General features: G+C 72.3%; 26 protein-coding genes. 17 read left to right on the forward strand and 9 right to left on the reverse strand.

The features are described from left to right. Nucleotides 1–4,186: putative T7SS-secreted protein (locus SRB5_RS03495; RefSeq protein WP_323376964.1), on the reverse strand; the 4,186-nt coding region annotated here is incomplete at its 3' end. A gap of 165 nt (nt 4,187–4,351) precedes the next feature. Then, nucleotides 4,352–4,984, reverse strand: coding sequence for a hypothetical protein (locus tag SRB5_RS03500; protein ID WP_153449955.1), 633 nt, complete (start codon nt 4,982–4,984; stop codon nt 4,352–4,354). Between the two features lie 665 nt (nt 4,985–5,649). On the opposite strand from SRB5_RS03500, the gene SRB5_RS03505 reads away from it, so the two are divergent. The 12 genes from SRB5_RS03505 (at nt 5,650) to SRB5_RS03560 (ending at nt 15,024) form a co-directional block, all read left to right on the forward strand. Further along, complete coding sequence (locus SRB5_RS03505; protein WP_153449956.1) at nt 5,650–5,841, forward strand: hypothetical protein; 192 nt, start codon at nt 5,650–5,652, stop codon at nt 5,839–5,841. A gap of 482 nt (nt 5,842–6,323) precedes the next feature. Further along, on the forward strand, nt 6,324–6,464 hold the full coding sequence (locus SRB5_RS03510; protein WP_153449957.1) for a hypothetical protein: 141 nt from the start codon (nt 6,324–6,326) through the stop codon (nt 6,462–6,464). A 276-nt stretch (nt 6,465–6,740) separates the two neighbouring features. After that, nucleotides 6,741–7,046, forward strand: coding sequence for a site-specific integrase (locus SRB5_RS03515; RefSeq protein ID WP_407703873.1), 306 nt, complete (start codon nt 6,741–6,743; stop codon nt 7,044–7,046). Nucleotides 7,047–7,152: 106 nt separating this feature from the next. Further along, nucleotides 7,153–7,974, forward strand: a complete 822-nt coding sequence (locus SRB5_RS03520) for a HipA family kinase (RefSeq protein ID WP_153449958.1) — start codon at nt 7,153–7,155, stop codon at nt 7,972–7,974. After that, entirely contained in the window at nt 7,971–8,405 is a 435-nt protein-coding gene (locus tag SRB5_RS03525) for a DUF3037 domain-containing protein (protein ID WP_323376966.1), read from the forward strand. Before SRB5_RS03520 ends, SRB5_RS03525 begins: the two co-directional genes overlap by 4 nt. Before the next feature lie 84 nt (nt 8,406–8,489). Beyond that, the gene (gene fabG, locus SRB5_RS03530; protein ID WP_153449960.1) at nt 8,490–9,251 is read left to right on the forward strand and encodes a 3-oxoacyl-ACP reductase FabG; all 762 of its coding nucleotides are present in this window, start codon (nt 8,490–8,492) and stop codon (nt 9,249–9,251) included. A 13-nt stretch (nt 9,252–9,264) separates the two neighbouring features. Next, nucleotides 9,265–10,020: an SDR family oxidoreductase gene (locus SRB5_RS03535; RefSeq protein WP_153449961.1), complete on the forward strand. Its 756-nt coding sequence runs from the start codon at nt 9,265–9,267 to the stop codon at nt 10,018–10,020. Nucleotides 10,021–10,228: 208 nt separating this feature from the next. Then, nucleotides 10,229–11,818 (forward strand): ABC transporter substrate-binding protein, encoded by a 1,590-nt coding sequence (locus SRB5_RS03540; RefSeq protein WP_153449962.1) that lies wholly within the window; start codon nt 10,229–10,231, stop codon nt 11,816–11,818. 101 nt (nt 11,819–11,919) lie between these two features. Further along, a complete protein-coding gene (gene ung / locus SRB5_RS03545; protein ID WP_323376968.1) occupies nt 11,920–12,606 on the forward strand; it encodes a uracil-DNA glycosylase in 687 nt (228 codons plus the stop codon). 56 nt (nt 12,607–12,662) lie between these two features. After that, a complete protein-coding gene (locus SRB5_RS03550; protein WP_153449963.1) occupies nt 12,663–13,496 on the forward strand; it encodes a class I SAM-dependent methyltransferase in 834 nt (277 codons plus the stop codon). A gap of 110 nt (nt 13,497–13,606) precedes the next feature. Next, nucleotides 13,607–14,041: a hypothetical protein gene (locus SRB5_RS03555; protein ID WP_153450360.1), complete on the forward strand. Its 435-nt coding sequence runs from the start codon at nt 13,607–13,609 to the stop codon at nt 14,039–14,041. Between the two features lie 56 nt (nt 14,042–14,097). Then, nucleotides 14,098–15,024, forward strand: coding sequence for a Gfo/Idh/MocA family protein (locus SRB5_RS03560; RefSeq protein ID WP_153449964.1), 927 nt, complete (start codon nt 14,098–14,100; stop codon nt 15,022–15,024). Here the strand turns inward: SRB5_RS03560 and lnt are convergent. Then, the gene (lnt, locus tag SRB5_RS03565; protein WP_194292849.1) at nt 14,948–16,495 is read right to left on the reverse strand and encodes an apolipoprotein N-acyltransferase; all 1,548 of its coding nucleotides are present in this window, start codon (nt 16,493–16,495) and stop codon (nt 14,948–14,950) included. The two genes, SRB5_RS03560 and lnt, sit on opposite strands and share 77 nt — an antisense overlap. Nucleotides 16,496–16,702: 207 nt before the next feature. Here lnt and SRB5_RS03570 point away from each other — a divergent pair, with 207 nt between their 5' ends. Next, complete coding sequence (locus SRB5_RS03570; RefSeq protein ID WP_228389772.1) at nt 16,703–17,857, forward strand: CapA family protein; 1,155 nt, start codon at nt 16,703–16,705, stop codon at nt 17,855–17,857. Nucleotides 17,858–17,861: 4 nt separating this feature from the next. Here the strand turns inward: SRB5_RS03570 and SRB5_RS03575 are convergent, their stop codons facing one another. From SRB5_RS03575 to SRB5_RS03585, 3 genes are all read right to left on the reverse strand, one after another. After that, entirely contained in the window at nt 17,862–18,086 is a 225-nt protein-coding gene (locus SRB5_RS03575) for an EF-hand domain-containing protein (protein ID WP_153449965.1), read from the reverse strand. 97 nt (nt 18,087–18,183) lie between these two features. Then, a complete protein-coding gene (locus SRB5_RS03580) occupies nt 18,184–19,059 on the reverse strand; it encodes an undecaprenyl-diphosphate phosphatase (RefSeq protein WP_153449966.1) in 876 nt (291 codons plus the stop codon). Between the two features lie 57 nt (nt 19,060–19,116). Beyond that, nucleotides 19,117–19,836 carry a TVP38/TMEM64 family protein gene (locus tag SRB5_RS03585; protein WP_153449967.1) on the reverse strand — a complete coding sequence of 240 codons (720 nt, stop codon included), beginning with the start codon at nt 19,834–19,836 and terminating at the stop codon, nt 19,117–19,119. Nucleotides 19,837–19,914: 78 nt separating this feature from the next. On the opposite strand from SRB5_RS03585, the gene SRB5_RS03590 reads away from it, so the two are divergent. The 3 genes from SRB5_RS03590 to SRB5_RS03600 all read left to right on the forward strand — a co-directional run bounded on the left by SRB5_RS03590 (nt 19,915) and on the right by SRB5_RS03600 (nt 22,968). Next, nucleotides 19,915–20,622 carry a DNA alkylation repair protein gene (locus tag SRB5_RS03590; protein ID WP_153449968.1) on the forward strand — a complete coding sequence of 236 codons (708 nt, stop codon included), beginning with the start codon at nt 19,915–19,917 and terminating at the stop codon, nt 20,620–20,622. A 246-nt stretch (nt 20,623–20,868) separates the two neighbouring features. Continuing rightward, nucleotides 20,869–22,038, forward strand: a complete 1,170-nt coding sequence (gene tuf / locus SRB5_RS03595) for an elongation factor Tu (RefSeq protein WP_153449969.1) — start codon at nt 20,869–20,871, stop codon at nt 22,036–22,038. 60 nt (nt 22,039–22,098) lie between these two features. Then, the gene (locus SRB5_RS03600; RefSeq protein ID WP_323376970.1) at nt 22,099–22,968 is read left to right on the forward strand and encodes a spermidine synthase; all 870 of its coding nucleotides are present in this window, start codon (nt 22,099–22,101) and stop codon (nt 22,966–22,968) included. Here the strand turns inward: SRB5_RS03600 and SRB5_RS03605 are convergent. Beyond that, complete coding sequence (locus SRB5_RS03605) at nt 22,887–24,251, reverse strand: MFS transporter (protein ID WP_323376972.1); 1,365 nt, start codon at nt 24,249–24,251, stop codon at nt 22,887–22,889. The two genes, SRB5_RS03600 and SRB5_RS03605, sit on opposite strands and share 82 nt — an antisense overlap. Nucleotides 24,252–24,307: 56 nt before the next feature. Beyond that, nucleotides 24,308–25,282 (reverse strand): hypothetical protein, encoded by a 975-nt coding sequence (locus tag SRB5_RS03610; protein WP_153449970.1) that lies wholly within the window; start codon nt 25,280–25,282, stop codon nt 24,308–24,310. Between the two features lie 64 nt (nt 25,283–25,346). On the opposite strand from SRB5_RS03610, the gene SRB5_RS03615 reads away from it, so the two are divergent. Next, a complete protein-coding gene (locus SRB5_RS03615) occupies nt 25,347–25,799 on the forward strand; it encodes a DUF4442 domain-containing protein (protein WP_153449971.1) in 453 nt (150 codons plus the stop codon). Nucleotides 25,800–25,803: 4 nt separating this feature from the next. On the opposite strand, the gene SRB5_RS03620 is transcribed toward SRB5_RS03615, so the two are convergent. Then, nucleotides 25,804–26,343 carry a gamma carbonic anhydrase family protein gene (locus SRB5_RS03620; RefSeq protein WP_153449972.1) on the reverse strand — a complete coding sequence of 180 codons (540 nt, stop codon included), beginning with the start codon at nt 26,341–26,343 and terminating at the stop codon, nt 25,804–25,806. Nucleotides 26,344–26,447: the final 104 nt, after the last annotated feature.

The following is a 26,447-nucleotide window of genomic DNA, read 5'->3' on the forward strand; positions in this document are numbered from 1 at the left end:
GGGCGAGACCGAGGGGGTCGGGGGTGGTGTAGCGGGCGGTGGTGGGGTCGTAGTAGCGGTGGTGGTTGTAGTGGAGGCCCGTTTCGGGGTCGTAGTACTGGCCGGGGTGACGTAGCGGGGTGTAGGCCGTTGCGGAGCGGTGCCAGGTGGTGGTGCCCCACAGGGTGCTGCGGGTGCGCCAGGCGATGGTGCCGGCTTCGTCGATGAGTTCGGTGGGGGTGCCGATCAGGTCGGTGGCGATGGCGAAGAACCGGGCATCGGTGCCCTGCCGGCGTTCGGTCTGGGCGACGGGTGTGTGTCCCTGGTGGTCCCAGGTCGTTGCGAGTCCGGCGGTGGTCTGTTCGCACAGGGTTCTGCCGTCCCAGGCGAAGTCGGTCCGCTCGGCGACGGTGCCGTCGCCGGCCAGCCGCTGCTTGCTGGTGCGGCGGCCCAGTGGGTCGTAGGTGTAGCGCCACCGGGTGCCGTCGGGTGTGGTGACCTCCCGCAGCCGGTCGTCGGCGGTGTAACGGAAGTGCCAGGCATCGGGTTTGCGTGACAGCCGGGTTCTGGTGCGTGTGATCAGGCGGCCCGCGGCGTCGTGGGTGTAGCGGTTGGCGCCCGCCCGTTCGATGCGGGTGGCCGTGTAGGCGCGTGCGCCCTGGTCTTCCGCGCCGCCCGGGTGGCCCTGCCAGGCGGCGGCCGTCTGGTTGCCGGCCGTGTCGTACGCGTAGCGCTCGGTCCAGCGGTCGGCGGTGACGGCGGTCACCCGGCCCGCGCTGTCGAGGTCGAAGCGCTGCAGACCGCGCAGGGTGTCCCCGACGGCTGCCAGATGTCCGTCGGGACGGTAGGTGTAATCCCGGCGGTTCACGGCGCGTGCACCCGCCGTCAGGTGTTGCTCGGTGAGCCGGCCGGCGATGTCCCAGACGGATCTCTGAGTGATCACGCCGTCCCAGTCGCGGGTGACCTCCCTCCCGGAGAGGTCGCGGGTGTAGCGCAGTTCGCGGTCGCCGGTGGTGACGGTCGCCGGGCGGCCCGCCGGGTCGTAGGTGTACGTGGTGACGTGGCCGGAGGGCGTGGTACGGCGGGTGCGGCGGCCGGCGGCGTTCCAGGCGTGGGTCATGGCGTGACCGCCGGACAGTTCGGTCTTCAGCAGCCCGCGGCGGTCGTACTGGCGGATGAGCTCGCCGTCCGGACCGCCGGCGTGGATCAGCCGGCCGGCCGGGTCGTAGCTGTACGTCGTGACGGCGCCAGCGGCGTCCTTGCGGATGGTGCGGCCCAGTTCGTCGTAGGTGAAGCCGATCGTGTCGCCGAGTGGTGTCGTCCGGGTCACGAGCCGGCCGGCGGCATCCGGTTCGTAGCGGAAACCGCGGCCGTCGAAGTCCGTCTCGGCGATCGTCCGACCCGCCGCGTCGTGTTCGTACGTCCAGGTCAGGCCCTGCGGGTTGGTGACGCGGGTGAGCCGGAGCTCGGCGTCGTGGTCGAACTCATAGCGCGCGCCGTCGGACTCCGTGCGGGCCGTGAGCTGGTCGAAGTGGCCGTACTCGAAGAGCGTCGTCGCTCCGGTCGCGCCGGTGTATGCGGTGCAGTTCCCCTCGCCGTCCCACGTCCACCGTTCCGCCGAGCCGTCCGGTGCGGTCCGGCGCGCCGGGTAGCCGTCCGCGGTCCACTCCAGGGCGGTGATCCCACCGTCGGGCCCGGTGATCAGCGTCGGGCGGCCGAAGGCGTCGCGCATGGTGCTGCCCTCGCCGCCGCACGGGTCCGTGAATCCGGCCGGCAGCCCGGCGGCGTCGCAGCGCAGCAGGGTGACCGCATCCAGCGGATCGGCCACGGACGCCGGGTGGCCGTGGGCGTCGTACGTGAAGACGGTGGTGTGCCCGGCCGGGTCGGTGTGCCGGAGCAGATTGCCCCGCTCGTCGAATTCCTGGCGGCGGACGGCCCCGTCGGGGCCGGTCAGCTCGACGGGGCAGCCGAGGGCGTCGTACCTGGTGCTGGTCCGGGTGCCGTCCGGCCGGAGGACGCCGGTGAGCAGGCCGTCGTCGTAGGTGTACGACGTGGTGTGCCCGAGTGGGTCGGTGCGGGTCAGCGGCCGTCCGGCCGGGTCGTAGGTGTACGAGGTGGTGTGGCCCAGCGGATCCGTGGTGGCCAGGACGTTGCACCGGGAGTCCACACGGTGTCGGGTGGTGTGGCCGGCGGCGGTGGTCAGTTCGGTGACACGTTCGCCGGTGTCCGGGTCGGGGTCGCCGTAGCGGAGGGTGATCTGGAAGTGGCCGGCTTCGCCGCCTTCGGCGATCACCCGGTGCCGGTCGTCGTACACGTAGTCGTAGCGGCGCCGGTTGGAGTCGGTCCACGCGGTGATCCTGCGCTCGTCGTCGTACACGAAGGTGGTCGTGGCGCCCGACGGTCTGATGACGGCGGTGAGGTTCCCGCCGGTGTAGCCGTAGCGCATGACGGGTGTGGTGCCCAGGTCGAGGGCGGTGATCAGGCCGTTGGAGGTGGTCAGGCGCAGGTGATAGCCGCCTGAGTGGACCAGGGCGAGGGGGGTGCCCTCCGGGTCGCGGTCGATCGTGATCCGGTGCCCGTTGCGGTCGGCTTTCTCCGCCAGCCAGGCCGCGCCGTCCGAGCCGGGGTCGCCGCCGTCCGGCCCGGGGAAGTACGTGACCAGGCCGGTGTCGCGGTCGGTCAGCCGGTAGTCCCCGATGGCGTCGCGTTCCAGCACCGTCCGCCACGCACCCGTCTCCGGCCCGGTCGGCGTTCCGGGCACGGGATGCGGGTAGGTCACCAGCAGGCCGTCCGCCGTTACGTGGACGACGCCGTGCGCGTCCACCAGCAGCCGTTCGTCGACCACGGACGACCACGACGGGCCGAAGAACCGGCCCAGGCCGTAGCCGGACTCCACCCGGCGGGTGAATTCCAGGGGCAGTGCGCCCGGGAGGCTCACGTCCGTCTGGGGCAGGAACATCCGGCCCGTGGCCAGGTCCACCGGGTCGGTGCCGTTGCAGACGCGTCTGCGGTCCGGCTTGTTGTGCCCGCCGGGGAGGTCGTCCACCGCCCGGCGGGCCCGGTTGGCGTCCTTGGCGGCGTCGGACACGTCGTCCGCCAGCCGTACGACCCTGACGCCGGCCCCGGCACCGTCGGTGGCGATGGTGAGCGCGATGTCCGGGATGAGGCGGCCGAAGCCCTCGGCCGGGTCCTTCATGAAGTCCGTGACCATCTGGCGCCCGGTGCCCCAGGGATCGTTGGCGGCCCGGAGCATACCGGTGACCGTGCTGTTCAGCGAGGTCGCGTACTCGGCGGGGTGGGTGATGTTGTACGGGTCGGTCGGATTGATCATCCGGACGAAGGTCGTGATTCCCGTGATGCCCTTGACGGCACCGGCGTTGAGATGCAGGTACTGCGAGGGGATTTCCATCATCCCGTCCTTGACCTGCTCGCCGTAATCCGGCTTCGGCGGGGCCGTGGACGCCGCCGCGTCGACGGCGGAAGCGGCCGACTCGGCTGCCGTGTTGCGCTGCTTGCGGGCCTCGGTGAGGATCTCCTGCGCCTCGTTCATGAGGGCGATCCCCGGATTCACCGCCGACGGGCGGGCGGGGAGGGAAGCCGGGTCGCGGGATTCCTCGGGCTGCTTGTTGTAGCGGTCGACGGCGTCGTTGTACGCGGTGCGCTTCTCCTCGTACGCGTCGGAGGCGCGCATGCCGCGCTCGAACGTGTCCAGCGCCACCTGCGCCCGGCCTTGCGCCCAGAGCACCGTCCCGGCGAACTGCTCCAGCGCGCCCGCGGCCTTGAGGAACGCGTCGGCGCCTTTGAGCCACTTCGGGGGTTCGATGCTGACGGAGTCGCGGAAGGCGTCCGCCGCCCGGCCCTTGATGTGCGAGGAGTCCAGGCCTTTCAGCCCTTGGGCGACATTGCTGAACGACTGGGCCATGTCCCGCAGGTTCGTGGCGTGTGTGCGCAGTTTCTCCGCGTTGCCGTGGATCAGCTGCTTCGGATCCTTGGTCTGCCCCAGCTGCAGCTCGTCGACCTGGGCGCCCATCTGGTTGGCGAGGGCGCGGGAGTTCTCGCGTACCCAGTCCGCGCCGGACTGCCAGCCCATGTCGTCGAGGCCATCGGCGACGATATCGCCGCCGTCCTCGATCCGGTCGCCGAGCCACTCGGTGGTGCTCTCGGCGGCGTCCTCCAACGAATCCGGTATGAAGTCACCGATGCCCACCGGCCAGCTCCTGTCCCCCGTGTCGGTCTCAAGCCATCAGTCGTCAGTGCCGTCGTCATCCCCCATGACGTACGCCGATGGGGTCTGGTTCCTGGGGATACGGCACGGGACCGTACCGCCGGCCCGCGGAGATCCGCACCCGGACGACCGGCCGCGCCGGCCCGGTCACTCACCGCCCTGCTGCTGTACCCGTTCCTCCGGGGAGGGGCCGTACACGTCGTCCACCGCACGGTCGAACGCCTCCTGGTCGACACCCAGCAGATCGTTCATCATCTCCGCCTGCCGGCCCCCGTTGCCCTCGGTGACCAGGGCCCGGCCGGTGTCCTTCCATGCCTGGCCGATGTCGTCGCCCGCCCTGCGGAAGGATTCCGCGCTGTAGTCGGGGCTGAGGTAGTCGGGGGTGAAGGTGTCGCCCCAGTCCTGCTTGACGACGTCTTCCTCGGAGGCGTGCGGGTTGCCGATCGCCGCGTTCACGACGATCTTGAAGGTGCCCTCGATGTACTGCTCCTCCTCCCAGAGCACGCCCGCCGCGATACCCAGCTTCATGCAGATGACGTTGGCGTCCAGGATCAGCGCCCGTACGCCCCATTCCCAGCGTTCGGCGAAGTCCTCGAAGGTTGTGGCCAGTCCGTGATGCCCGGCGTCCATCCCCGTCATAGCCAGCTCGGAGAATCCCTTGCCGAAGTTCTTACCCGTCCCAGAGGCACCGATCTCGCCGAGCTCGGCGATCGCACCGCGCACACCGTCCTGGATCAGCTTGACCGACTGCGCGTCGATCTTCAGATCTTCGGCGCCCATCAGTTCTCCTCCTCGTGGTTCATCGCGACCGCATCCGAGACCGTGTCCTGCACAAGTGGGAACAGCATCGTCGTGTCCTCCTCGCCGATATCGACCGTCACCGCCGTCACGGGGATGACCTTGTCCGGTGGCCGGGCCCACGGAGCGCGGCGTATTCCCGGTCCCCGCCCGGTCGCGCATCCGTCGCCCGGATCCTCGGCCCGTACGAGTCAGGCCAGGGCACCCTCGCTGGTGAAGCCGCGGATCCGGCGGATCCCACCGACTCCCGACATCCGCGGACCGCCACCAGCACCGTCGGCCCGCGCGGCCCACAGGCTATGACACGCCCGTCGTCCTGCCCGTCGCGCCGCTCGGCGATCCGCAGCGCCCCGCACTGGTCCGGAAATACCTCCTGTACGTGATGCCGACAACCACACCGAAGGTCAACACGCCCTCGGGCGGCGCCTGGTTCCGGACCGCTCCGGCAGACCGCCCGGTGGTCTCGGGCTTCGCCGAAGGCATGACCCGGCGCACGTCGGCGACTTCGGGCCCGTACGAGCGCGAACCGTTCGCCGGCGTCACGGGTCACGCGCTCTCCCCGGCCCGGACGGCCGGACCGGCGAGCTTGCTGGGTCGGCCAGGTCCGTCCGTGCCACGGCGGCGAGTGTTCCGTCGCCGAACACATCGTGCCCCTGCTGGAGGACGGCACCATCGACCGCTTCGACTGGTACACGATGCCCCACTGCAACGGCGGCAGCTTCCGCCCTCTTCTCGCCCGTACCGGCGCCGACACCGCGACCGGCCTGCGGGTAACGGCCGACGTTGCCGCCGGCCTGGACACCGTGTACCAGCGCGGCATCGTGCACCGCGACGTCTAACAGGGGAACGTCCTCATCCACGACGGCCGCGGCCTGCTCCACCGACCTCGGAGCCGCCCACCGCCACGACACCCCCCGCGGACCCGCTGGCCGCCCCCGGAAGTCCACTGGCCCCCCGAGTACACCACCGCCTACAGCACAGCCACCCCGGCCGCCGACGTCTTCAGCCTCGCCGTCCTCACCTACCGCTATTTCTGCGCCGACATCCCCCGCCACGGCCACTCCCGCCTGGCCACCGCCCCCGCCACACTCCACCCGCTGCTGACCGCGGCCCTCGCCCCCGAGCCGAACGACCGGCCCGAGATGAGCGAACTGCACCGCGCACTCCAGCACACGGCCGACCCGGACACCGCGCCCCACCACGCGGCCACCAGCACCACAAGGTGAGGAAGGAGACCCGGTGCCCGCTGCACGATCACCCCCGCCCCATCCAGGGACCACACACGCACGGCCCATCAACCGTGTACGAAAGGACGAACACCATGGACCTCTTCGACACGTTCCTCAAGGCCGTCGACGGACTGCGGGGCGAGGACAAGCCCGTCCGCGCGACCGCCCACACCTCCAGCGTCTCCGCCGAGGGCTGGACGACCACCCAGCCCGCCACCGGCAGCGACGCCTGAACGCCACCACGCCGGCGGTGAACTGCCGGTGAGCACCACCGGGGGCCGGACTCCTCGGGGTCCGGCCCCCGGCCTCCAGTCTCGTTGGAAGGACCCACATGGACGCGACCGCCGCCATCGATCTCACGTTTGCCCCGGTCCGGGACCTGCACCACAACCGCACCCGCCGGATCCACGACATCCTCCAGTCCGTCAGCGCCCCCGGCTGGAGCGCGGCCGCCGGCTACTGCCTGGCCCACCACGCCCTCGAAGGCGCGGTTCGGCAACGCGGTCGCGGTGAACACCTGGAACACCTACACCTGGAAACCGGCTCTCGCCGGGGCCGGACTCATCCCGCCGAGGCCCGCCGGGGCAAAGCCCTGGCAGTGGGCGGCGGCCCCACGCGACGGCTTCCATGTGCTGCGGCACACCTACGCCTCTCTCGTGCGTGAGGCAGGCGAATCAGTCGTCACGCTTGCGCAATGGGTCGGCCACTCCTCGCCGACCATCACGCTGGGTTACTACGCGCACTTCATGCCGGAGGCGGGACGCCGGGGTCGCACGGCTGTTGACCTGCTGCTGGGGGAGTCAGGCACCGGCTGATTCTCCCCGGATTCTCCCCAGCCCTGTTTGAGGGCTTCGGCCCTTGAGCAGGGCGAACAGGGTGTGCCGTGGATCCGTAGGTATCTCGGCCGTATAGCCTAGGGAAATGCTGCCTGAACGGATCGCCACCCGCTATGTCACACCCTTGCGCGAGGGGGGATCGCTCCCGGGGATCGTCGAGGCCGACGACCTGGGCACCTACGTCATGAAGTTCACCGGCGCCGGGCAGGGGCGCAAGACCCTCGTCGCCGAGGTCGTCTGCGGTGAGCTGGGGCGGCGGCTGGGGCTGCGGGTGCCCGATCTGGTGCGGCTGCAGCTCGATCCCGTGATCGGGCTGGCCGAGCCCGACGAGGAGGTCCAGGACCTGCTCAAGGCCAGCGGTGGCCTCAACCTCGGGATGGACTATCTGCCGGGGTCCATCGGCTTCGACCCCCTCGCCTACGAGGCCGACCCCGGCGAGGCCGGCCGGATCGTCTGGTTCGACGCCCTGATCAACAACGTCGACCGCTCCTGGCGCAATCCGAACCTGCTGGTCTGGCACGGCAAGCTGTGGCTCATCGACCACGGCGCCACCATGATCTGGCACCACAACTGGCCCGGCGCCGCCGCCGCGGCCGGCAAGCCCTACGACGCCTCCGACCACGTCCTCGCCTCCTTCGCCCCGGACATCGACGCCGCCGCGGCCGACCTCGCCCCCCGGATCACCGACGCGCTGCTCACCGAGGTCCTCGCCCTCGTCCCCGACGAGTGGCTCGCCGGTGAACCCGGCTTCGACTCCACCGACGACCTGCGCCGCGCGTACGTGGAGGCGCTGCTGGCCAGGGCCGGCATCCACGACCGGATCAAGCTCGGCCCCCGCACCGCGGACCGGCCGTCCCAGGTGCCGGGCTGGCTCGCCACCGAACTGCCGAAGAGGAGCGCCCGGTGACCGGGTCCGCCGACGTCGCACGCGACGTGTACGAGTACGCCGTCCTGCGCGTCGTCCCCCGCGTCGAGCGGGGCGAGCGGATCAACGCCGGCGTGGTGGTCTACTGCCGCGCCCGCTCCTTCGTCGCCGCCCGCACCGACCTCGACGTCGACCGGCTGCTGGCCCTGGACCCGCACGCCGACGTCGACGGGGTACGGGCCGCCCTGCACGCCGTGGAGAGCGTCTGCTGCGGCGGCGCCGGGGCGGGTCAGGCCGCCGGGGACGACGCGGGCCGCCGGTTCCGCTGGCTCGTCGCACCGCGTTCCACCGTCGTGCAGCCCGGTCCCGTACACACCGGACTCACCCCGGACCCGGACGCCGAGGCGGACCGGCTGCTCGATCTGCTGGTCCGGCGGCCGACACCGGCCGGGGGTGACCAAGGCAACCGTTGACAGGTGACCGTGCGGACTCCTAGCGTCACGTCCAGGTACCTACTAAGCGGTTGCTCATCTCACCAGGGCGAGGAGATCACCAGCATGACCACCACCGAGCAGAGAGTCGCCATCGTTACCGGCGCCGCGCGCGGCATCGGCGCCGCGACCGCGATCCGGCTGGCGGCCGAGGGCCGCGCCGTCGCGGTCATCGACCTCGACGAGGCGGCCTGCAAGGGCACCGTCGACACGATCACCGCGGCCGGCGGCAAGGCGCTCGCGGTCGGCTGCGACGTGTCCGACGCCGCGCAGGTCGAGACCGCCGTGGCGTGGGTCGCCGAGGAGCTCGGCGCGCCGACGATCCTCGTCAACAACGCCGGCGTCATCCGCGACAACCTGCTCTTCAAGATGACGGACGCCGACTGGGACACCGTCATGAACGTGCACCTCAAGGGCTCGTTCCTGATGACCCGCGCGATCCAGAAGTACATGGTGGACGCCCAGTTCGGCCGGATCGTCAACCTCTCCTCGTCCTCCGCCCTCGGCAACCGCGGTCAGGTCAACTACTCCGCCGCCAAGGCCGGCCTGCAGGGCTTCACCAAGACCCTGGCCCTGGAGCTCGGCAAGTTCGGCGTGACCGCCAACTCCGTCGCCCCCGGCTTCATCGCCACCGAGATGACGGCCCAGACCGCCGCCCGCATCGGCATGAGCTTCGAGGACTTCAAGAAGGCCGGCGCCGACGGCATCCCCGTCAAGCGCGTCGGCGAGCCGGAGGACATCGCCAACGCCATCGCCTTCTTCACCGGCGACGCGGCGGGCTTTGTATCCGGTCAGGTGCTGTATGTGGCCGGCGGCCCCCTCAACTGACGGAGCGACGGACATGACCACCGAGAACAGCACCGAGGTCGCCCTCGTCACGGGCGCCAGCCGCGGCATCGGCTTCGGCATCGCGCAGGCGATCGTCGCGCGCGGCGACCGGGTCGTGATCACCGGCCGCAACGAGGACGCCCTGAAGGAGGCCGTGGAGAAGCTCGGCGGCCCCGGGCACGCCCTGGGCGTCGCCGGCAAGGCGCACGACGAGGCGCACCAGGCGGCCGTCGTCGAGCAGGCCATGGAGACCTTCGGCCGCATCGACCACCTCGTCAACAACGCGGGCACCAACCCGGTCTTCGGCCCCATCGCGGACGTCGACCTGAACGTCGCCCGCAAGGTCTTCGAGACCAACGTGATCTCCGCCCTGGGCTTCGCCCAGCGGACCTGGAAGGCCTGGCAGTCGCAGCACGGCGGGACGATCGTCAACATCGCCTCCGTCGCGGGCCTGAACGCCTCGCCCTTCGTCGGTCCGTACGGCATCAGCAAGGCGGCGATGATCAACCTGACCCTGCAGCTGGCGCACGAGTTCGCGCCGGTGGTGCGGGTGAACGCGATCGCCCCGGCCGTGGTGAAGACGAAGTTCGCCACGGCGCTGTACGAGGGGCGCGAGGAGGAGGTCATCGCGCGCTATCCGATGGGCCGGCTCGGCGTGCCCGAGGACATCGGCGGGGCGGCGGCCTTCCTGACCTCGCCGGCGGCCGCCTGGATCACCGGTCAGACCCTGGTGATCGACGGCGGGATCTTCCTCAACGCGAGCGTCTGAGGCGCGCGTACACACGGCCGTCCGGATCGGGATGCATCCCCTGATCGGACGTTTCGGCCGGTAAAGCAGTGGTAAAGAAGGGCCGGTCGAAGGGACCTCGCGAGAGGCCCCGTCGACCGGCCCTTCTCCGTCCTGACCTGCGTGCCGAGGCCCCGGGGGACTGCGGTAGGGTCTGCGACCAACGTCCGACGGTGTGGGTGCGAGGAGCATGCGCGTGTTCTACGGAGTTAGGCCTCTGACGCTGGTTGTGGGCACGGTGATGACCGTGCTGATCTCCGGATGCGGCGTTCTCTCGTCGGACGGCGGTGACGGCGAACAGCACATAACCGTCGGCACGACGAGCTACCCGAGCACCCTGGACCCGGCGAAGGCGTGGGACGGCTCATGGGAGCTGTACCGGAACGTGTTCCAGACGCTCCTGTTCATCCCCACCGGCAGCACCGACCCCGAGCCCGAGGCCGCCGAGCGCTGCCAGTTCGACGACCGCAAGAGCACCGTCTACAGCTGCACCCTGCGCAAGGGCCTGAAGTTCTCCAACGGCAACGCACTGGACGTCGACGCCGTCAAGCACACCTTCGACCGGATCGTGAAGATCAACGCGAAGACCGGTCCGGCCGCGCTGCTCGCCAACCTCGAGTCCGTGAAGATCACCGGTACCGAGCAGGTGACGTTTCGCCTCAAGGAGCCGGACAGCACCTTCCCGTTCATCCTCGCCACTCCCGCGACGGCCCTGGTGGACCCCGCCGAGTACCCCGCGGACAAGGCCCGCCCCGAGGACGAGCCGCTGATCGGCTCCGGGCCGTACACCCTCGAGTCGTACGAGCCGGGCGAGGTCTCCGAGCTCTCGGCCAACCCCGGTTACAAGGGTCTGCAGAAGCTCAAGAACAAGTCCGTGACCATCAAGTACTACGGCTCCTCCGACAAGATGATGGAAGAGCTGATGGACGACAAGCTCGACCTGACGTTCCGCGGGATGACCGCCGAACACATCGGGCGCTTCAGCGACGGCGGCGGTGTCGTCGACGGCGTCAAGCTCACCGAGGTCGTCGGCGCGGAGATCAACTACCTGGTGCTGAACGCCGGCCACGACCTGGTCTCCGACCCGGCCGTCCGCAAGGCGATCGCCCAGCTCGTCGACCGCAAGGCGCTGGTGCACCGGGTGTACGACGGGACGTCGGAGCCGCTGTACTCGATGGTGCCGCGCGGGATCGCCTCGCACACCACGCCGTTCTACGACATCTACCGCGAGCCCAACCGCGAGAAGGCGGCGAAGCTGCTGGCGGACGCCGGGGTGCAGACGCCGGTGCCGCTCACCTTCTGGTACACCACCGACCGGTACGGGACGTCCACGGCCGTCGAGTTCAAGGAGCTCAAGCGCCAGCTCGACTCCACCGGGCTGTTCGACATCACCATCAAGGGCCTGCCCTGGAAGGAGTTCCAGGAGGGCTACAACGCCGGCGAGTACCCGGTGTTCGGCCGCGGCTGGTTCCCCGACTTCCCCGACGCGGACAACTACATCGCCCCGTTCGTCGGCCCGAAGAACGCGCTGGGCACCCCGTACGAGGCAGACGAGATCACCGGTACGCTGCTGCCGCTGTCGCGCAAGGAGGCGGACCGGGGCGGCACGACCCAGTACTTCGCCCGGGCGCAGGAGGTCATCGCCGAGGACGTCCGGCTCCTCCCGCTGTGGCAGGGCCGCCAGTACGTGGCCTCCTACGAGGACGTCGCCGGCATCGAGTGGAGCCTGGACCCCTCGTCGATCATGCTGATGTCGGAGCTGCACAAGCTCGACTGGTGACCTCTGATTCCCCGGTGGCGCCGGATTGTCGGTGCCCGGGGGTACGGTCGGGGCAGTCACAAACTGAACGGCAGTGGAAGGAAGTTCACGTGGATGCAGCCGTGACCGACACGCTCCCGGAGTCCTGGGCGGGCGTGCTCGGCGAGGAGCTCCAGCAGCCCTACTTCAAGGAGCTCACCGAGTTCGTGGAGGAGGAGCGGGCCAAGGGCCCGGTGTACCCGCCGCGCGGCGAGGTGTTCGCGGCCCTGGAGGCGACGCCCTTCGACCGGGTGAAGGTGCTCGTCCTGGGCCAGGACCCGTATCACGGCGAGGGCCAGGGCCACGGGCTGTGCTTCTCGGTGCGGCCGGGGGTGCGCATCCCGCCGTCCCTGCGCAACATCTACAAGGAGCTGCACGCCGAGACGGGCCTGCCGATCCCGGACAACGGCTATCTGATGCCGTGGGCCCAGCAGGGCGTGCTGCTGCTCAACGCGGTGCTGACCGTGCGCTCCGGCGAGGCCAACTCGCACAAGGACCGGGGCTGGGAGCGGTTCACCGACGCCGTCATCAAGGCCGTGGCCGAGCGGCCCGACCCGGCGGTGTTCGTGCTGTGGGGCGCGTACGCCAAGAAGAAGAAGCGGCTCATCGACACCGAGCGGCACGTGGTGGTCGAGGGGGCGCACCCCTCGCCGCTGTCGGCGAAGAAGTTCTTCGGCTCGAAGCCGTTCACGCAGATAGACGAGGCGGTCGCCGCCCAGGGCCACGAGGCCGTGGACTGGCGGATCCCGGACCTCAAGGCCAAGAAGTAGGCCCGGGCGGGGAAAACGGGTTGAGCGGTCGTGCGCGGTTCCAGGAGGATCCGCGCATGACCGACCTCGACGCTCCCGGCGGATTCGACCCGGCGATCCTCGCCTACTACGAGCGCGGCGACGAGGACGCCCGGCTGCGCACGGACCCGGGCAGCGACGCGGGCAACCGGCTCGAGTTCTGGCGCACCCAGGACGTCCTGCGCCGCACCCTCCCCGCCCAGCCGGGCCGCCTCCTGGACGTCGGCGGCGGTCCCGGCGCCCACGCCGCGTGGCTGGCCGCCGACGGCTGGACCGTCGACCTGATCGACCCGGTGCCGCTGCACGTCACCCAGGCCGCCGCGCTGCCCGGCGTCACGGCCCGCACCGGCGACGCCCGCCGGCTGGACTGCCCCGACGCCGCCTACGACGCGGTGCTGCTCCTCGGCCCCCTCTACCACCTCCCCGAGCGCGCCGACCGCCTGCGGGCGCTGCGCGAGGCCGCCCGCGCGGTGCGCCCGGGCGGAGTGGTGGCCGCAGCGGAGATCAGCCGGTACGCGGGGCTCAACGACAACCTCCACCGGGGCCGGTACTTCGACCCCGAGGTGCGCCGGATGACCGACGCCGTCCTGGTCGACGGCTGTCAGGGCGGCCCCGAGCTCCGGCTGTTCACCACCGCCTACTTCCACGACCCGGCCGAGATCCCCGGCGAGTTCGCCGCGGCCGGACTGACGGACGTCGTCACCCGGGGCCTGGAGGGCACGGCCTGGCTGATGCCCGGCATGGACCGCCACCTCGACGACCCGGAGCGCCGCGCCGTCGTGCTGCACGCCCTGCGTCAGGTCGAGACCGCCCCCGCGCTGCTCGGCGCCAGCGGCCATCTCCTCACCACCGCGCTGCGGCCGGCGGACTGATCCCGGACACGTCCCGAGCCTCAGCGAAAACACCGCGCCCCCCGGTTAGCGTCGTCGCGTACAGCAGCCGCGACAGCACCCGGGAGCCCGCGTTGGCCGACGACGCCGTGATGACGAGGATCGGCCAGGCCGTCATGCTGCACCGCGGCGGCGACCGGGAGGAGGCCCGCCGGCGGCTGGCCGCCCTGTGGGCCCAGCTCGACGCCCGCGCCCCCGCCCTGCACCGGTGCACCCTCGCGCACTTCCTCGCCGGCACCCAGGAGGACCCCGACGACCGGCTCGCCTGGGACCTGCGCGCCCTGCATGCCGCCACCGGCGGGCACGGCCCCGAGGACCGGGCGGTGCGCGCCTTCTACCCCTCGCTTCATCTGAGCCTGGCCGCCGACTACGTCCGTCTGCGCCGCCCCGAGCACGCCCGGCGCGCCCTGGAGCGGGCCCGCGACACGGCGGCGGGGCTGGGCGACGACGCGTACGGGCGATGCGTCCGCGCCGCCATCGACCGGCTGGGCCCCGCCGTCAGCGGCGCGGGCGGGCAGCCTCCGTGACCGGCAGGGCCACCCCGTAAGCTGCCCCACCAGGCAGGCAGACGGGAGACCTCACGATGGCACACGGCAGCGCCCCGCTCAGAGCAGGCGTGATCGGACTCGGCGACATCGCCCGGAAGGCATACCTCCCGGTGCTCACCGCCCGGCCCGGACTCGAGCTGCACCTGCAGACGCGCACCCCGGCCACCCTCGACGAGGTCGGCGACACCTACGGCATCCCCGCGGCACGCCGCCACACCGATCTGGACTCCCTGCTCGAGGCGGGTCTCGACGCCGCGTTCGTGCACGCCCCCACCGACGTCCACGAGGAGATCACCACCCGGCTGATCGACGCCGGCGTCCCGGTCTACGTGGACAAGCCCCTCGCCTACGACCTCGCCGCCTGCGAACGCCTCGTGCGTCTCGCCGAGGACCGGGGCGTCGGCCTCACGGTCGGCTTCAACCGCCGCCTCGCCCCGGCGTACGCGCAGTGCCTGGAGCACCCGCGTGAGCTGATCCTCATGCAGAAGAACCGGGTGGGCCTGCCGGAGGACCCGCGCGCCATGGTGTACGACGACTTCATCCACGTCGTCGACACCCTGCGCTTCCTGCTCCCCGGACCCGCCGACCACATCGACGTCCGCGCCCGGATCCGCGACGGCCTCATGCACCACGTCGTGCTGCAGCTCTCCGGTGACGGCTTCACCGCGATCGGCGCCATGAACCGGCTGTCCGGCTCGACGGAGGAGATCCTCGAGCTGTCCGGCCAGGACACCAAGCGCGAGGTGCGCAACATCGCCGACGTCATCGACCACAAGGGCCAGCCGAGCGTGCGCCGGCGCGGCGACTGGGTGCCCGTGGCCCGCCAGCGCGGCATCGAGCAGGCCGTGCTGGCGTTCCTGGACGCGGTACGCGACGGGGAGACGGTCAGCGCCCGGGACGCGCTGCTGACGCACGCCCTGTGCGAGGAGGTCGTCCTGCGCGCCCTCGCGCAGTCCGCCTGAGCACCTCCCCGGCGGCGTGGAGCGCGAGGAGCGCCGGCGCCGCGAACAGCGCCCAGTCGCCGAGGCGGACGTACGCCGTCGTCCCCTCGGCCAGCGGTACGTCGTACACCGTGGCGGCGGCGTCGTCGGTGCCGAGCCGCGGGCCGGCCGGCTTCCCGCCGGGGCCGAAGACGGCGCTCACCCCGGTGAGCGTGGCGTGCACGACCGGCCGGCCCGTCTCCGCCGCCCGCAGCGCGGCGAGCGAGGCGTGCTGGCCGGGCGCCCAGCTGTGCTGGAACGTCGAGGTCGACGACTGGACGACCAGCACGTCCGCGCCCTCGCGCACCAGATGCCGGCTCATGTCGGGGAACGCCGACTCGAAGCACACCAGCGGCCCGGCCCGTACCCCGTCCGCCAGGGTGAGGACGACGGGACGGGTGCCCCGCCGCCGGTCCTCGCCGGCCGCGCGGCCGACGGAGGTGGCCCAGCCGAGGACGCCGCGGAAGGGGACGTACTCGCCGAACGGCACCAGCCGCATCTTGTCGTAGCGGCCGCGGATCCGGCCGTCCGGGCCGATCAGTATCGAACTCTTGTAGATGCCGGGCTTGTCGGAGCGCCGCGCGTCCACGTTGACCAGCAGTTCGGCGCCCGTACGCCGGGAGAGCGCCGCCAGCCGGCGGACGAAGTCCGGGCGCCCCGCGAGATCGGCGCCGACGCTGCTCTCGCCCCACACCACCAGGTCCAGACTCCCGGTGGGCAGTTGCCGGGTCAGTTCCTCGGCGCGGTCGAACCGCGCCTCGTACCCGTGGATCACCCCCGGCTGCACCACGGCGATCCGCAGCGCCCCGGTGACCTCCGGCCGCGGCAGCCACAGTGAGCAGGCGGTGACGAAGGCGCTCCCCGCGACCAGCGCCACGACGGCGGCGGTACGGGCCCGGGGCGCCGAAACGAGCAGCGCCAGCGCGGTGTTCGCGGCCACCACCAGCTGTCCCACCAGCCACACGCCGCCCAGCGACGCGACACGCAGTTGCGCCGGCACCTGCCACTGACTCGCTCCCAGCAGCCCCCACGGCCCGCCCAGGGACTCCCACGACCGCACCAGCTCGACCACCGTCCACCCGGCGGGCACCAGCACCAGCGCGTATCCGGGCGCCCGGTCGCGCAGCCGGTGCACCAGCCACCCCCACGGCGCCCACAGCGCGCCCAGCAGCGCGGCGATCACCACGAGGAAGACGTGCAGGCTGGGCGCCAGCCAGTGGTGCTGGGCGGCCATGAACCCGATCCCGCCCAGCCACCCCTCGAGCGCGGCCCGCCGCGGGGTGGGCGCCGACCGCAGGAGCAGCAGCCACGGCACCAGGGCCACGTACGCGAACCACCACCACGCGGGCGCGGGGAACGCCAGCGCGGGCAGCGCGCCCGCGAGGAGGGCACCGCAGGCCCGGGGCCAGGGGGACGGCGCGCGGTCCCGGGAGTCGCGGCTCTCCGCGTCCAGGCCGGACCGGCGGGACCGGCGGGGCCGGCGGGACAGCGCGAGGCGGGGCCGGGAGATCACCGCTCCAGTGTGGGCCACACGTCCGGCGCAGGCACAGGGGGCGAACGGAGGGCAGGCGTCACCCGCCCGGCCCCCTTCCCGCCGCCCCGGGATGCGGACGGGCCCGGCACCGCGCACCCTGTGCGAGGACCACTTACGGAGGCGTGGATGGCACGGGGCAGGGCGGGAGCGCGCGAGCGGATGCTGGAGCGGCGCCGGACGACGGGCCGGGTGCTGGCGTCGGCCGCGGCCGTCGCCGCCGGGGTGGCGCTGTGCACCGCGGCGGGCTCACCGCGCCCGGCGCCGGCCGCGCGGGACGACCACCGGCCGCCGGGGCGGGCCTTCACCCTGCTGGCCACCGGGGACGTCATCCCGTACCCGTCGATCGTGGACCAGGCGCGGGCGGACGCCGGGGGAGAGGGCTACGACTTCCGGAAGATCTTCGCCGGGGCGCGCCCCGCCGTCGCGGCGGCGGATCTGGCGGTGTGCCATCTGGAGACGCCGTTCGGGGCGCCGGAGGGCCCGTTCACCGGATACCCGGTGTTCTCCGTGCCGCCGCAGCTGGCCGGGGCGCTGCGTGACACGGGGTACGACAGCTGCTCCACCGCGTCCAACCACGCGCTGGACGGCGGTACGGACGGGGTGCGCCGTACGCTCGCGGCCCTGGACGAGGCGGGCGTGGCGCACGCCGGGACGGGCCGTACCCGCGGGGAGGCGGCGCGGCCGGCGCTGCTGCGTGCGGGCGGGGCGAGGGTGGCGCACCTGTCGTACACCGCGTTCAGCAATCTGGAGCCGCCGGGCGGCGAGACCTGGGCGGTCAACCGGCTCGACCCCCGGCGGATCGCCGCCGACGCCTGCGCGGCCCGGCGGGCGGGGGCGGACGTGGTGGTGGTGAGCCTGCACTGGGGCACGGAATGGCAGCGGGAGCCGGACCGCCGGCAACTGCGCCTGGCCGAGCGGCTGACCCGCTCGGCCACCGCCGGCCGCAAGGACATCGACCTGGTGCTGGGCACCCACAACCATGTGCCGCAGGCCTACGAGAAGCTCCACGGCACCTGGGTCGTCTACGGCCTGGGCGACCAGGTCGCCAGCTTCGTCCCCGGCCTCGACCGGGGCAACGAGGGCTCCGCCGCCCGCTTCACGTTCACCCCGCGAGGCGGACGCTGGACGGTCACCCGGGCGGAGTTCCTGGCCCAGCGGTCCGACCAGGGCCCGCCGTTCCGCCTCGTACCGGCGAGCGCGGACGTACGGGAACGGGTGAGCGACGCCGTGCTGAGCCGGGGCGCCGGCGCGGACGGCCTGCGCCCGGCGGCGGACGGCTGACGCGTCAGTGCTCCTGGGCCTTGTGGTACACGTCGAGGAACTCCTCGAAGGACAGCAGCCCGTCGCCGTTCTGGTCCTTGGCGTTCAGCACGGCCTCGGCCTGCCCGACCGTGAACGTGTGGTCCCCCATGGCCGACATGGCCTGCTTGAACTCGTCGGGGGTGACGAACCCGTCCCCGTTGAGGTCGAACTTGTTGAACGCCTGACGTGCCGCGTCGGCATCGGTCATGACTGTCCCCTCCCAGTGCGTGTGTGAAACCGGTCAACGACGCGGCGCGTGCACCGCGGTTCGAAGCTCCCCAAACCCTAGGACACCTGTCCGGAGGTCAGTGTCCCGGGTCGCCCGCCGTCGGCTCGAGTGCCCCGAAGCCCACCAGGGCGAAGATGAGCAGGCCGAGCAGGACGCGGTAGATCACGAACGGCATGAAGCTCTTCGTGGTGATGTACTGCATGAGCCAGGCGATCACGGCGTACCCGACGCCGAACGCGATCAGGGTGCCCGCGATGATCGGCCCCCACGATATGTGCGGCTCGCTCGCGACCTCCTTGAGCTCGAACACGCCCGAGGCGAGCACCGCCGGCATCGCGAGGAGGAAGGAGTAGCGGGCCGCCGCCTCACGGTTGTAGCCCAGGAAGAGGCCGCCGGTGAGGGTGGCGCCGGAGCGGGACACGCCGGGGACCAGGGCGAGGGCCTGTGCGAAGCCGAACAGCAGGCCGTCGCGGGTGGTGAGGTCCGTCAGCTCCTTGCGCTGCTTCGGCGCCCGGTGCCGGCCGCCCGCGCTGTCCTTCGAGGCGCGCCAGTCGGCGTAGCCGAGCAGCAGGCCCATCACTATGAGCGTGGTGCCGATCAGCCGCAGATCGCGGAAGGGACCCTCGATGGCGTCCTGGAACGTCAGCCCCAGCACCCCGATCGGGATCGACCCGACGATGATCAGCCAGCCCATCCGGGCGTCGGGGTCCGCGCGCATGGCTTTGTCGGTGAGTGAACGGAACCAGGCACTGATGATCCGTACGACGTCCTTGCGGAAGTACAGCAGCACCGCCGTCTCGGTGCCGATCTGGCTGATCGCCGTGAACGCCGCCCCGGGATCCTCCCAGCCGGCGAACGCGGCGGTGAGGCGCAGATGGCCGCTGGAGGAGATGGGCAGGAATTCCGTCAGCCCCTGGACGAGCCCGAGGATCACTGATTCGAACCACGACATGGGGGAGCTGCTCAGTCCTTCGGATCGGGCGGGCAGTACGCGGATGAGGTGATGATGTTATGCCCTGACCGGAGCCCGCTGGTCCACGGGGTCGGTCACCGGTCCGCCCGCACGCCCGCGGCGCCGGCGCCACCAGGCGAGCCCCGCCCCGCCGCCCGCGGTCAGCGCGAACAGCGCCGCCGCGGCGTAGAACGCCCCGGAGCCGGGGTCGGCGGCGGCGCTTCCCGCCAGCACGTACGCGGCGGTGTTCGGCACACAGCCCAGCCCCGTACCCAGCAGGAACGGCAGCACGCTCATCCGGGAGACCGCCGCGCAGTAGTTCACCGCGGCGAACGGCACCCCCGGGAACACCCGGGCCGCCAGCACCGACCGGAACGCGTGCCGGCTCAGCTGATCGTCCGCCGCCGTCAGCCACCGTCCGCGCACCAGCGGCCGCAGCGCCCCGCGCCCCAGCCCCCGGCCCAGCCCGAACGCGATGGCCGCGCCGATCACCGTCCCGGCCACGGCCGCGAGCAGCCCCGCCTGCAGTCCGAACAGCGCCCCCGACGCCAGGTTCAGCAGCGGACGCGGGACGAACGCCGCCGTACACACCCCGTACAGCAGCCCGAACAGGGCCACCGCGCCCGCCCCCGCGAGCGCGAACGGACGTCCGCCGCCCGCGAGGAGGTCCTGCGGCTGCCAGACCACCGCCGCGCTCGCCCCGCCCCCGAGCAGCGCGACGAGCAGCGCCAATCGCGCCCTCGGTGAGGCGAGAAAGGCGACGGCGGCGGGCAGCATTGGGGGAGCGTAACCGACACCCCGGGTCCCTTACCGTGATGCGGCCCTCAATCCGTACAGAACGGTTACGGTGCGCCCATGGCCTCCCGCAGCCCCCAGCCGCCGCCCAGCACCCTCGCCGACACCGTGCTCGCCCGGCTGACGACGGTCTACGCCGCCGCCGCGGACCCGGAGCGGGCCGCCGCGACGGAGGCGTATCTGCGGGGCGTCGTCCCCTGCCTCGGCATCCCCACGCCCCGGCGCAGGGAGCTGTCCCGCACGGTGCTCGAGGGCACGGCGCGCCCCGGCGAGGCGGACGCGACGGCGATCGCCCTGCGCTGCTGGGAGCTGCCGGAGCGGGAGTACCACTACTTCGCCGTGGACTATCTGCGCCGGTACGTGAAGCGGCTGTCGTCCGGCTTCCTGCCCGTCGCCCGCCATCTGGTGCGTACGCACTCGTGGTGGGACACCGTCGACGCGCTCGCCGCCCACGTGGTGGGCGGGCTGGTCGCCGCGGACCGGGCGCTCGCGCGCGAGATGGACCGCTGGATCGACGACCCCGATCTGTGGACCGCCCGCACCGCGCTGCTGCACCAGCTGCGCTTCAAGGCCGACACCGACACCGAACGGCTCTTCGGCTACTGCCTGCGACAGAGCGGCCACCCGGACTTCTTCATCCGCAAGGCGATCGGCTGGTGCCTGCGCGAATACGCCAAAACGGACCCCGAGGCGGTGGCCCTGTTCGTGGCCGAGCACCGCGCCGAGCTGTCGCCCCTGTCGGTGCGCGAGGCCCTCAAGAACCTCTGAGCCGCGGAAAACCCTTCGACGCGGGGCATCCCCGTACCGCAAGATCGGTGCATGTTCCGGCACGCCTTCCACGCAGCTCTGTCCGCAGTCGCGGACACGCTGGAGGCTGCCCTGGACTTCTTCTTCGCAGCAGCAGCAGACGGCGCCCGACGCTGACCCTTCCCGGATTCTTCCGCGGACCCCGCAGGGGGAGGGTCGGCGGGTCCGAGGGGTCCGCGCATCCACTGCGATCCGCGAGGAACGATCATGGCCAAGCAGGCCTACGTCCGCACCAAACCGCATCTGAACATCGGCACCATGGGTCACGTCGACCACGGCAAGACGACGCTGACCGCCGCCATCACCAAGGTCCTCGCCGACCGCGGCGCCGGCACCTTCGTCCCGTTCGACCGGATCGACCGGGCGCCGGAGGAGCGCGACCGCGGCATCACCATCAACATCGCGCACGTCGAGTACGAGACCGGCACGCGGCACTACGCGCACGTCGACATGCCCGGTCACGCGGACTTCGTGAAGAACATGGTGACCGGCGCGGCCCAGCTCGACGGCGCGATCCTGGTGGTCTCCGCCACCGACGGGATCATGCCGCAGACCGCCGAGCACGTTCTGCTCGCCAAGCAGGTCGGGGTCGAGCACATCGTCGTCGCCCTCAACAAGGCCGACGCCGGGGACCCCGAGCTGACCGACCTGGTCGAGCTGGAGGTACGCGAGCTGCTCACGGCCCACGGCTACCCGGGCGACCGGGCGCCCGTGGTCCGCGTCTCCGGGCTGCTCGCGCTGCGCGGCGACGAGCGGTGGACGGCGGCCGTCGAGGCGTTGCTGGACGCCGTCGACACGTTCGTGCCGATGCCGGTGCGCTATCTCGACGCGCCGTTCCTGATGCCGGTCGAGAACACGCTGACCATCACCGGGCGCGGCACCGTCGTCACCGGAGCCGTCGAACGCGGCACGGTACGCGTCGGCGACCGGGTGGAGGTGCTGGGCGCCGGCGTCGAGACGGTCGTCACCGGGCTGGAGACCTTCGGCAAGCCGATGGAGTCCGCCGAGGCCGGTGACAACGTGGCGCTGCTGCTGCGCGGGGTGCCCCGCGACGCGGTCCGCCGCGGGCACGTCGTCGCCGCGCCGGGCAGCGTCACGCCGCGCCGGAGCTTCACGGCGGAGGTGTACCTGCTGTCCGCCGCCGAGGGGGGCCGCCGTACGGCGATCACCACCGGCTACCGGCCGCAGTTCTACATCCGCACCGCGGACGTCGTCGGCGACATCGGCCTCGGCGAGGACGCGATCGCGCTGCCCGGCGACCGGGTCACCATGACCGTCGAGCTGGGCCGGGACCTCCCGCTGGAGGAGGGCCTCGGCTTCGCGATCCGCGAGGGCGGCCGCACGGTCGGCGCGGGCACAGTGACCGCCGTGGGGTGAGGGGAACCGAAGGAGCCGCCGCCGGTTAACGCCGGTGGCGGCTTCGGCCACAATGGGGGCGTGGACGAGGCCGAGGACGACCGGATACCCGCGTACGCCGCGGTCGACTACGGCACCGCCAGACTGCTGCCGGACGTCGACCGGCCCGGCGGCTGGCTGCTGACGGTGGACGGGGCGCCCCAGTCGTACGTCGACACGGACGACCCCACCCATCTGGAGTTCGAGTACGCCCGCCGCCTCGCCCACGTCATCGACCTGTGCGCCGAGCCGGACGAGCCCCTCGACGTCCTGCACCTGGGCGGCGGCGCCCTCACCCTGCCGCGCTATCTGGCCGCCACCCGCCCCGGCTCGCGCCAGCAGGTCGCCGAGTCGGACCGGGGGCTGATCACCCTGATCGGGGCGCATCTGCCGGTGCCCGGGGACGCGGGGATCACCGTCCTGGCGTCCGACGCCCGGGCCGCGCTGGAGTCGGTGCCTCCGGCGTCGCAGGACCTGGTGATCGCGGACGTGTACGGCGGGTCGCGCTCCCCGGCGCACATCGCGTCCGTGGAGTTCGTCCGCGCCGCGGACCGCGCCCTGCGCCCGCACGGCTGCTACGCGGCGAACCTGGCGGACGCCGCGCCGTTCGCGTTCGTACGCTCCCAGCTGGCCAACGCGGCGGCCGTCTTCCCGTACCGCTGTCTGATCGCCGAACCGGCCGTGCTGCGCGGGCGGCGCTTCGGCAACATCCTGCTGATCGCCTCCCGCGACGAGCTCCCCGTCCAGGGCCTCGCCCGGCGGATGCTGTCGGACGCCTTCCCGGCCCGTGTCGAGTACGGCGCCTCGCTGGACCGGCTGACGGGCGACGCTCAGCCGGTGACGGACGCCGACGCGGTGCCGTCGCCCGTCCCACCGGGCGGGGCGTTCACGATCGGCGGCTCGGACGCCTGACCCTGATCCGGAGGGCGAGAGTCCGAACCCTCGACCTCAACCGGAGGCAGAGACTCCGCGGGGCGCCGCTCCAGCCGCCGCACGGACGGCACGCACAGCACCGCGGCCGTCAGCACGACGATCAGCGCCGCCCCGCCCCACAGCGCCCGCCCGCGTCCGAAGACCTCCATCGCCGGCCCCGCCAGCGCGGCGGCCAGCGGCACGCCGGCCACCGACCCGAACCAGTCGTACGAGGAGACCCGGGAGAGCTTGTCCTCCGGGATCTCCTGCTGCAGCGCCGTCATCCAGGCGACGCCGAACACCTCGATCGACACCCCGCTGAGGAACATCACGGCGGTCAGCGTGTGCGCCCCGACCGGCACGGCGAGGGCCGCCGTCGGCAGGGCGAAGGGGAACACGCACAGCGTGCCGACGAGGAGCATCCGCCGGGGCCGCCAGCGCATCATCAGCAGCGCCCCGCCCATCGTCCCCGCGCCGAACGCGGCCAGCGCCACGCCCCACGGTCCGGCGCCGCCCAGATGGTCCTCCGCGATCAGCGGCCCGTACACCGACTCGGCCGCCGCGACGACGGCGTTGACCACCGAGAACTGCACGACGACCGCCCACAGCCAGGGCCGCGAGGCGAACTCGCGCCACCCCACCCGCAGATCCGTCAGCAGCCCGTCCCCCGCCTCACGCTCCGGCACCCGGCTGACGTCCAGGAACGCCCGCAGCAGCCCGGCCACGGCGAACGCCGCCGCGTCCGCCGCCAGCACCCACCCCGGACCCACCGCCGCGATCAGCGCGCCGCCGAGCGCGGCGCCGCCGATCTGGGAGGCGTTCACGCCGAGCCGGAACAGCGCGAAGGCCCGCCCCGCCTCCGCGCTCCCGACGCTCGTCATCACCATGCCCTCGGCGGCCGGCGCGAAGAACGCCTGCCCCACCCCGCCCAGGCCCGCGAGCAGGGCCATCTGCCACAGCTCGGCCCGGCCGGTGATCACCAGGAGGCCGAAGAGGCCCTGCGACAGACAGTTCAGCGCGTTGGCGGCGACCATCACCCGGTGCCGCGGAATGCGGTCCGCGACCGCCCCGCCGATCAGCAGGAACGCCACCAGCGGCAGCGTCCGGGCGGCCGCCACCAGCCCCGCGTCGGTCGCGCTGCCGCCCGCCTCGTACACGGCGAACATCGACGCGATCAGCGCGCCCGACGTGCCGAGGCCGGTGATCACCGCCGCGGCCGAGAGCAGGGTGTAGTTGCGTCCGGCCCAGGAGGGGCGCAGGCGGGTGAAGGATCGTGCGGTCACGGACGGACTATGGTCGAGTCCGCCCGTCACGCCAAATTGTTATTCGGGCCGCCCCGTCAGATCAGCCGCAGCGAGCCGACGATCTTGTCGATGACGGAGTCGGGAATCTCGTCGGGGACACCGGTGTCGGAGATGACCACGAACGAGGCCATCGCCCCGTCCTTGTCCTTGAAGCTGACCGAGACGGCCTTCCCGTCGGTGTTGAGGCAGCCCTCGTCGCTCTTCTTCTTCGGCACCCCGCTGACGGACGCCCGCGCGATGTGTCCGGAGACGCCGTTCTTGTTGGTGAACGCCGTGGCGTCCGGGGTCTTCAGTGTTCCCTTGAGCTTCTGGTCGTAGGCGGCGACGATCCAGGAGGACGCGGTGTTCTCGGCCGCCTCCTTGGTGTTCTTGGCGCCGACGGCGCCCTTGGTGCCGGCCATCGCGCGGCTGGCGCTGCCGCACCAGTCGTCCTTGTACGTGGCGACGCCGGTCATCGCCACCAGGACCTTGCCGCTGCCGTCGTCCGCCTCGAAGCCGGTGGTCAGGCCCGCCGACTCCACCTTCCACTCGGGCGGGACGTCGAACGCGTTGTGCCGCTTGCGGTTCGCGACGGCCTTCCAGCCGGCGACCACCGGCTCCACGGACTGGCCGCGCGGGTTCTCCGGGTCGGCCGACGGCGCGGTGGTCGGCCCCTCGCCGGTCGGCTTCGGCGACGCGGAGGGCGACTCCTTCTTCGCCGCCGGTGTGCCGCCGTCGCCGCGGTTGTTCACCACGATCACGCCGACCACGGCCGCCGCCGCGACCAGCGCGAAGGCCGCGATCATCGCGACCACGGCGTTGGTGCTCATCGGTTCCTTGCCGCCCGGCTCGGGCGGCGTGGGGGCCGCCCCCGGCTGCTCGGGCGCGCCCCAGCCACCCGTCGCGGGCTGCTGGTACGGCGCCTGCCCCGGCTGCTGGTACGGGCCGGGCTGGGGTGACGGCACCGGCTGCTGATACGGGTTCTGCTGCTGCGGGTGCTGGTCGCCCCCGGCCTGCTGTCCTGGCCACATGGCCAGCACGATAGACGTACCGGGGCCTGGCCCATGCATGCTACCCACTGGTAACGTCCTGCTCATGTCCGAGACAGCGGTGAACATCGGCGAGCTGATGGCGGCCTCCGTGCCCATGGCCCGCACCCTCAATCTGATGTACGACGAGGTCACCTCCGAGCGGGCCGTCGTGCGACTGCCCGACCAGCCCGACTTCCACAACCACGTCGGCGGCCCGCACGCCGGCGCCATCTTCACCCTCGCCGAGTCGGCCAGCGGCGCCATCGTACTGGCGGCCTTCGGGGACCAGCTCTCCCGCGCCGTGCCGCTGTTCGTCAGCGCCGAGGTGATCTACACCAAGCTCGCGAAGGGGCCGGTCACCGCGACCGCCGTGCTGGGCCGGGAGATCGCCGAGGTGGTGGCGGAGCTCGACGCGGGCAGGCGCCCGGAGTTCCCGGTGGACATCGACGTCACCCGTGAGGACGGCGCCGTCACCTCACGGATGAGCGTCGTATGGACCCTGCGCCCCAACGGCTGACGGGTCAGTCCGCGTCCGGGAGCACGTCCTCGGCGTGCATCCGGGCGAGGGCGGTGTACCCCTCGGCGTTGAACCGGATGCCGGCCAGCTCCTCGTCCGTCAGCGGCCGCTTGACCTTCGCCGGCACCCCGGCCACCAGCGACCCGGGCGGCACCCGCATGCCCTGCGGCACCAGCGCCTGCGCGGCGACCAGCGAACCGGCCCCGATCCGGGCGCCGTTCAGCACGGTGGCGCCCATGCCGACCAGCACGTCGTCCTCCAGGGTGCAGCCGTGCAGCACGACGTTGTGCCCGACGGTGACCCGCTCGCCGACGGTCACCGGGAAGCCGGGGTCGACGTGCACGGTGCAGTTGTCCTGGATGTTGCTGTCCGCGCCGAGCTCGATCGTCTCGAACTCGGCGCGCAGCACGGCGTGGTACCAGACGCTGGAGCCGGCGGCCAGCCGCACGTCCCCGAGGAGTACGGCGGTGGGGGCCACGAACGCGTTCGGGTCGGTCTTCGGTTCCCTGCCGCCCACGGCCTTGATCAGGGGTCGCTCGGCCATCGGTCACGTCCTCTCGGTCGGTTTCCCGCACCGTAGAGGATCCGCCGGTCCCGGGCGGCGACCGGGTGGGGGAAAGATCACACGGTGGCGTCCCCGCCGGCCGG

Origin of the sequence: Streptomyces smaragdinus, assembly GCF_009604385.1 — a bacterium.
In the GTDB taxonomy this organism is placed as follows: Bacteria; Actinomycetota; Actinomycetes; order Streptomycetales; family Streptomycetaceae; genus Streptomyces; species Streptomyces smaragdinus.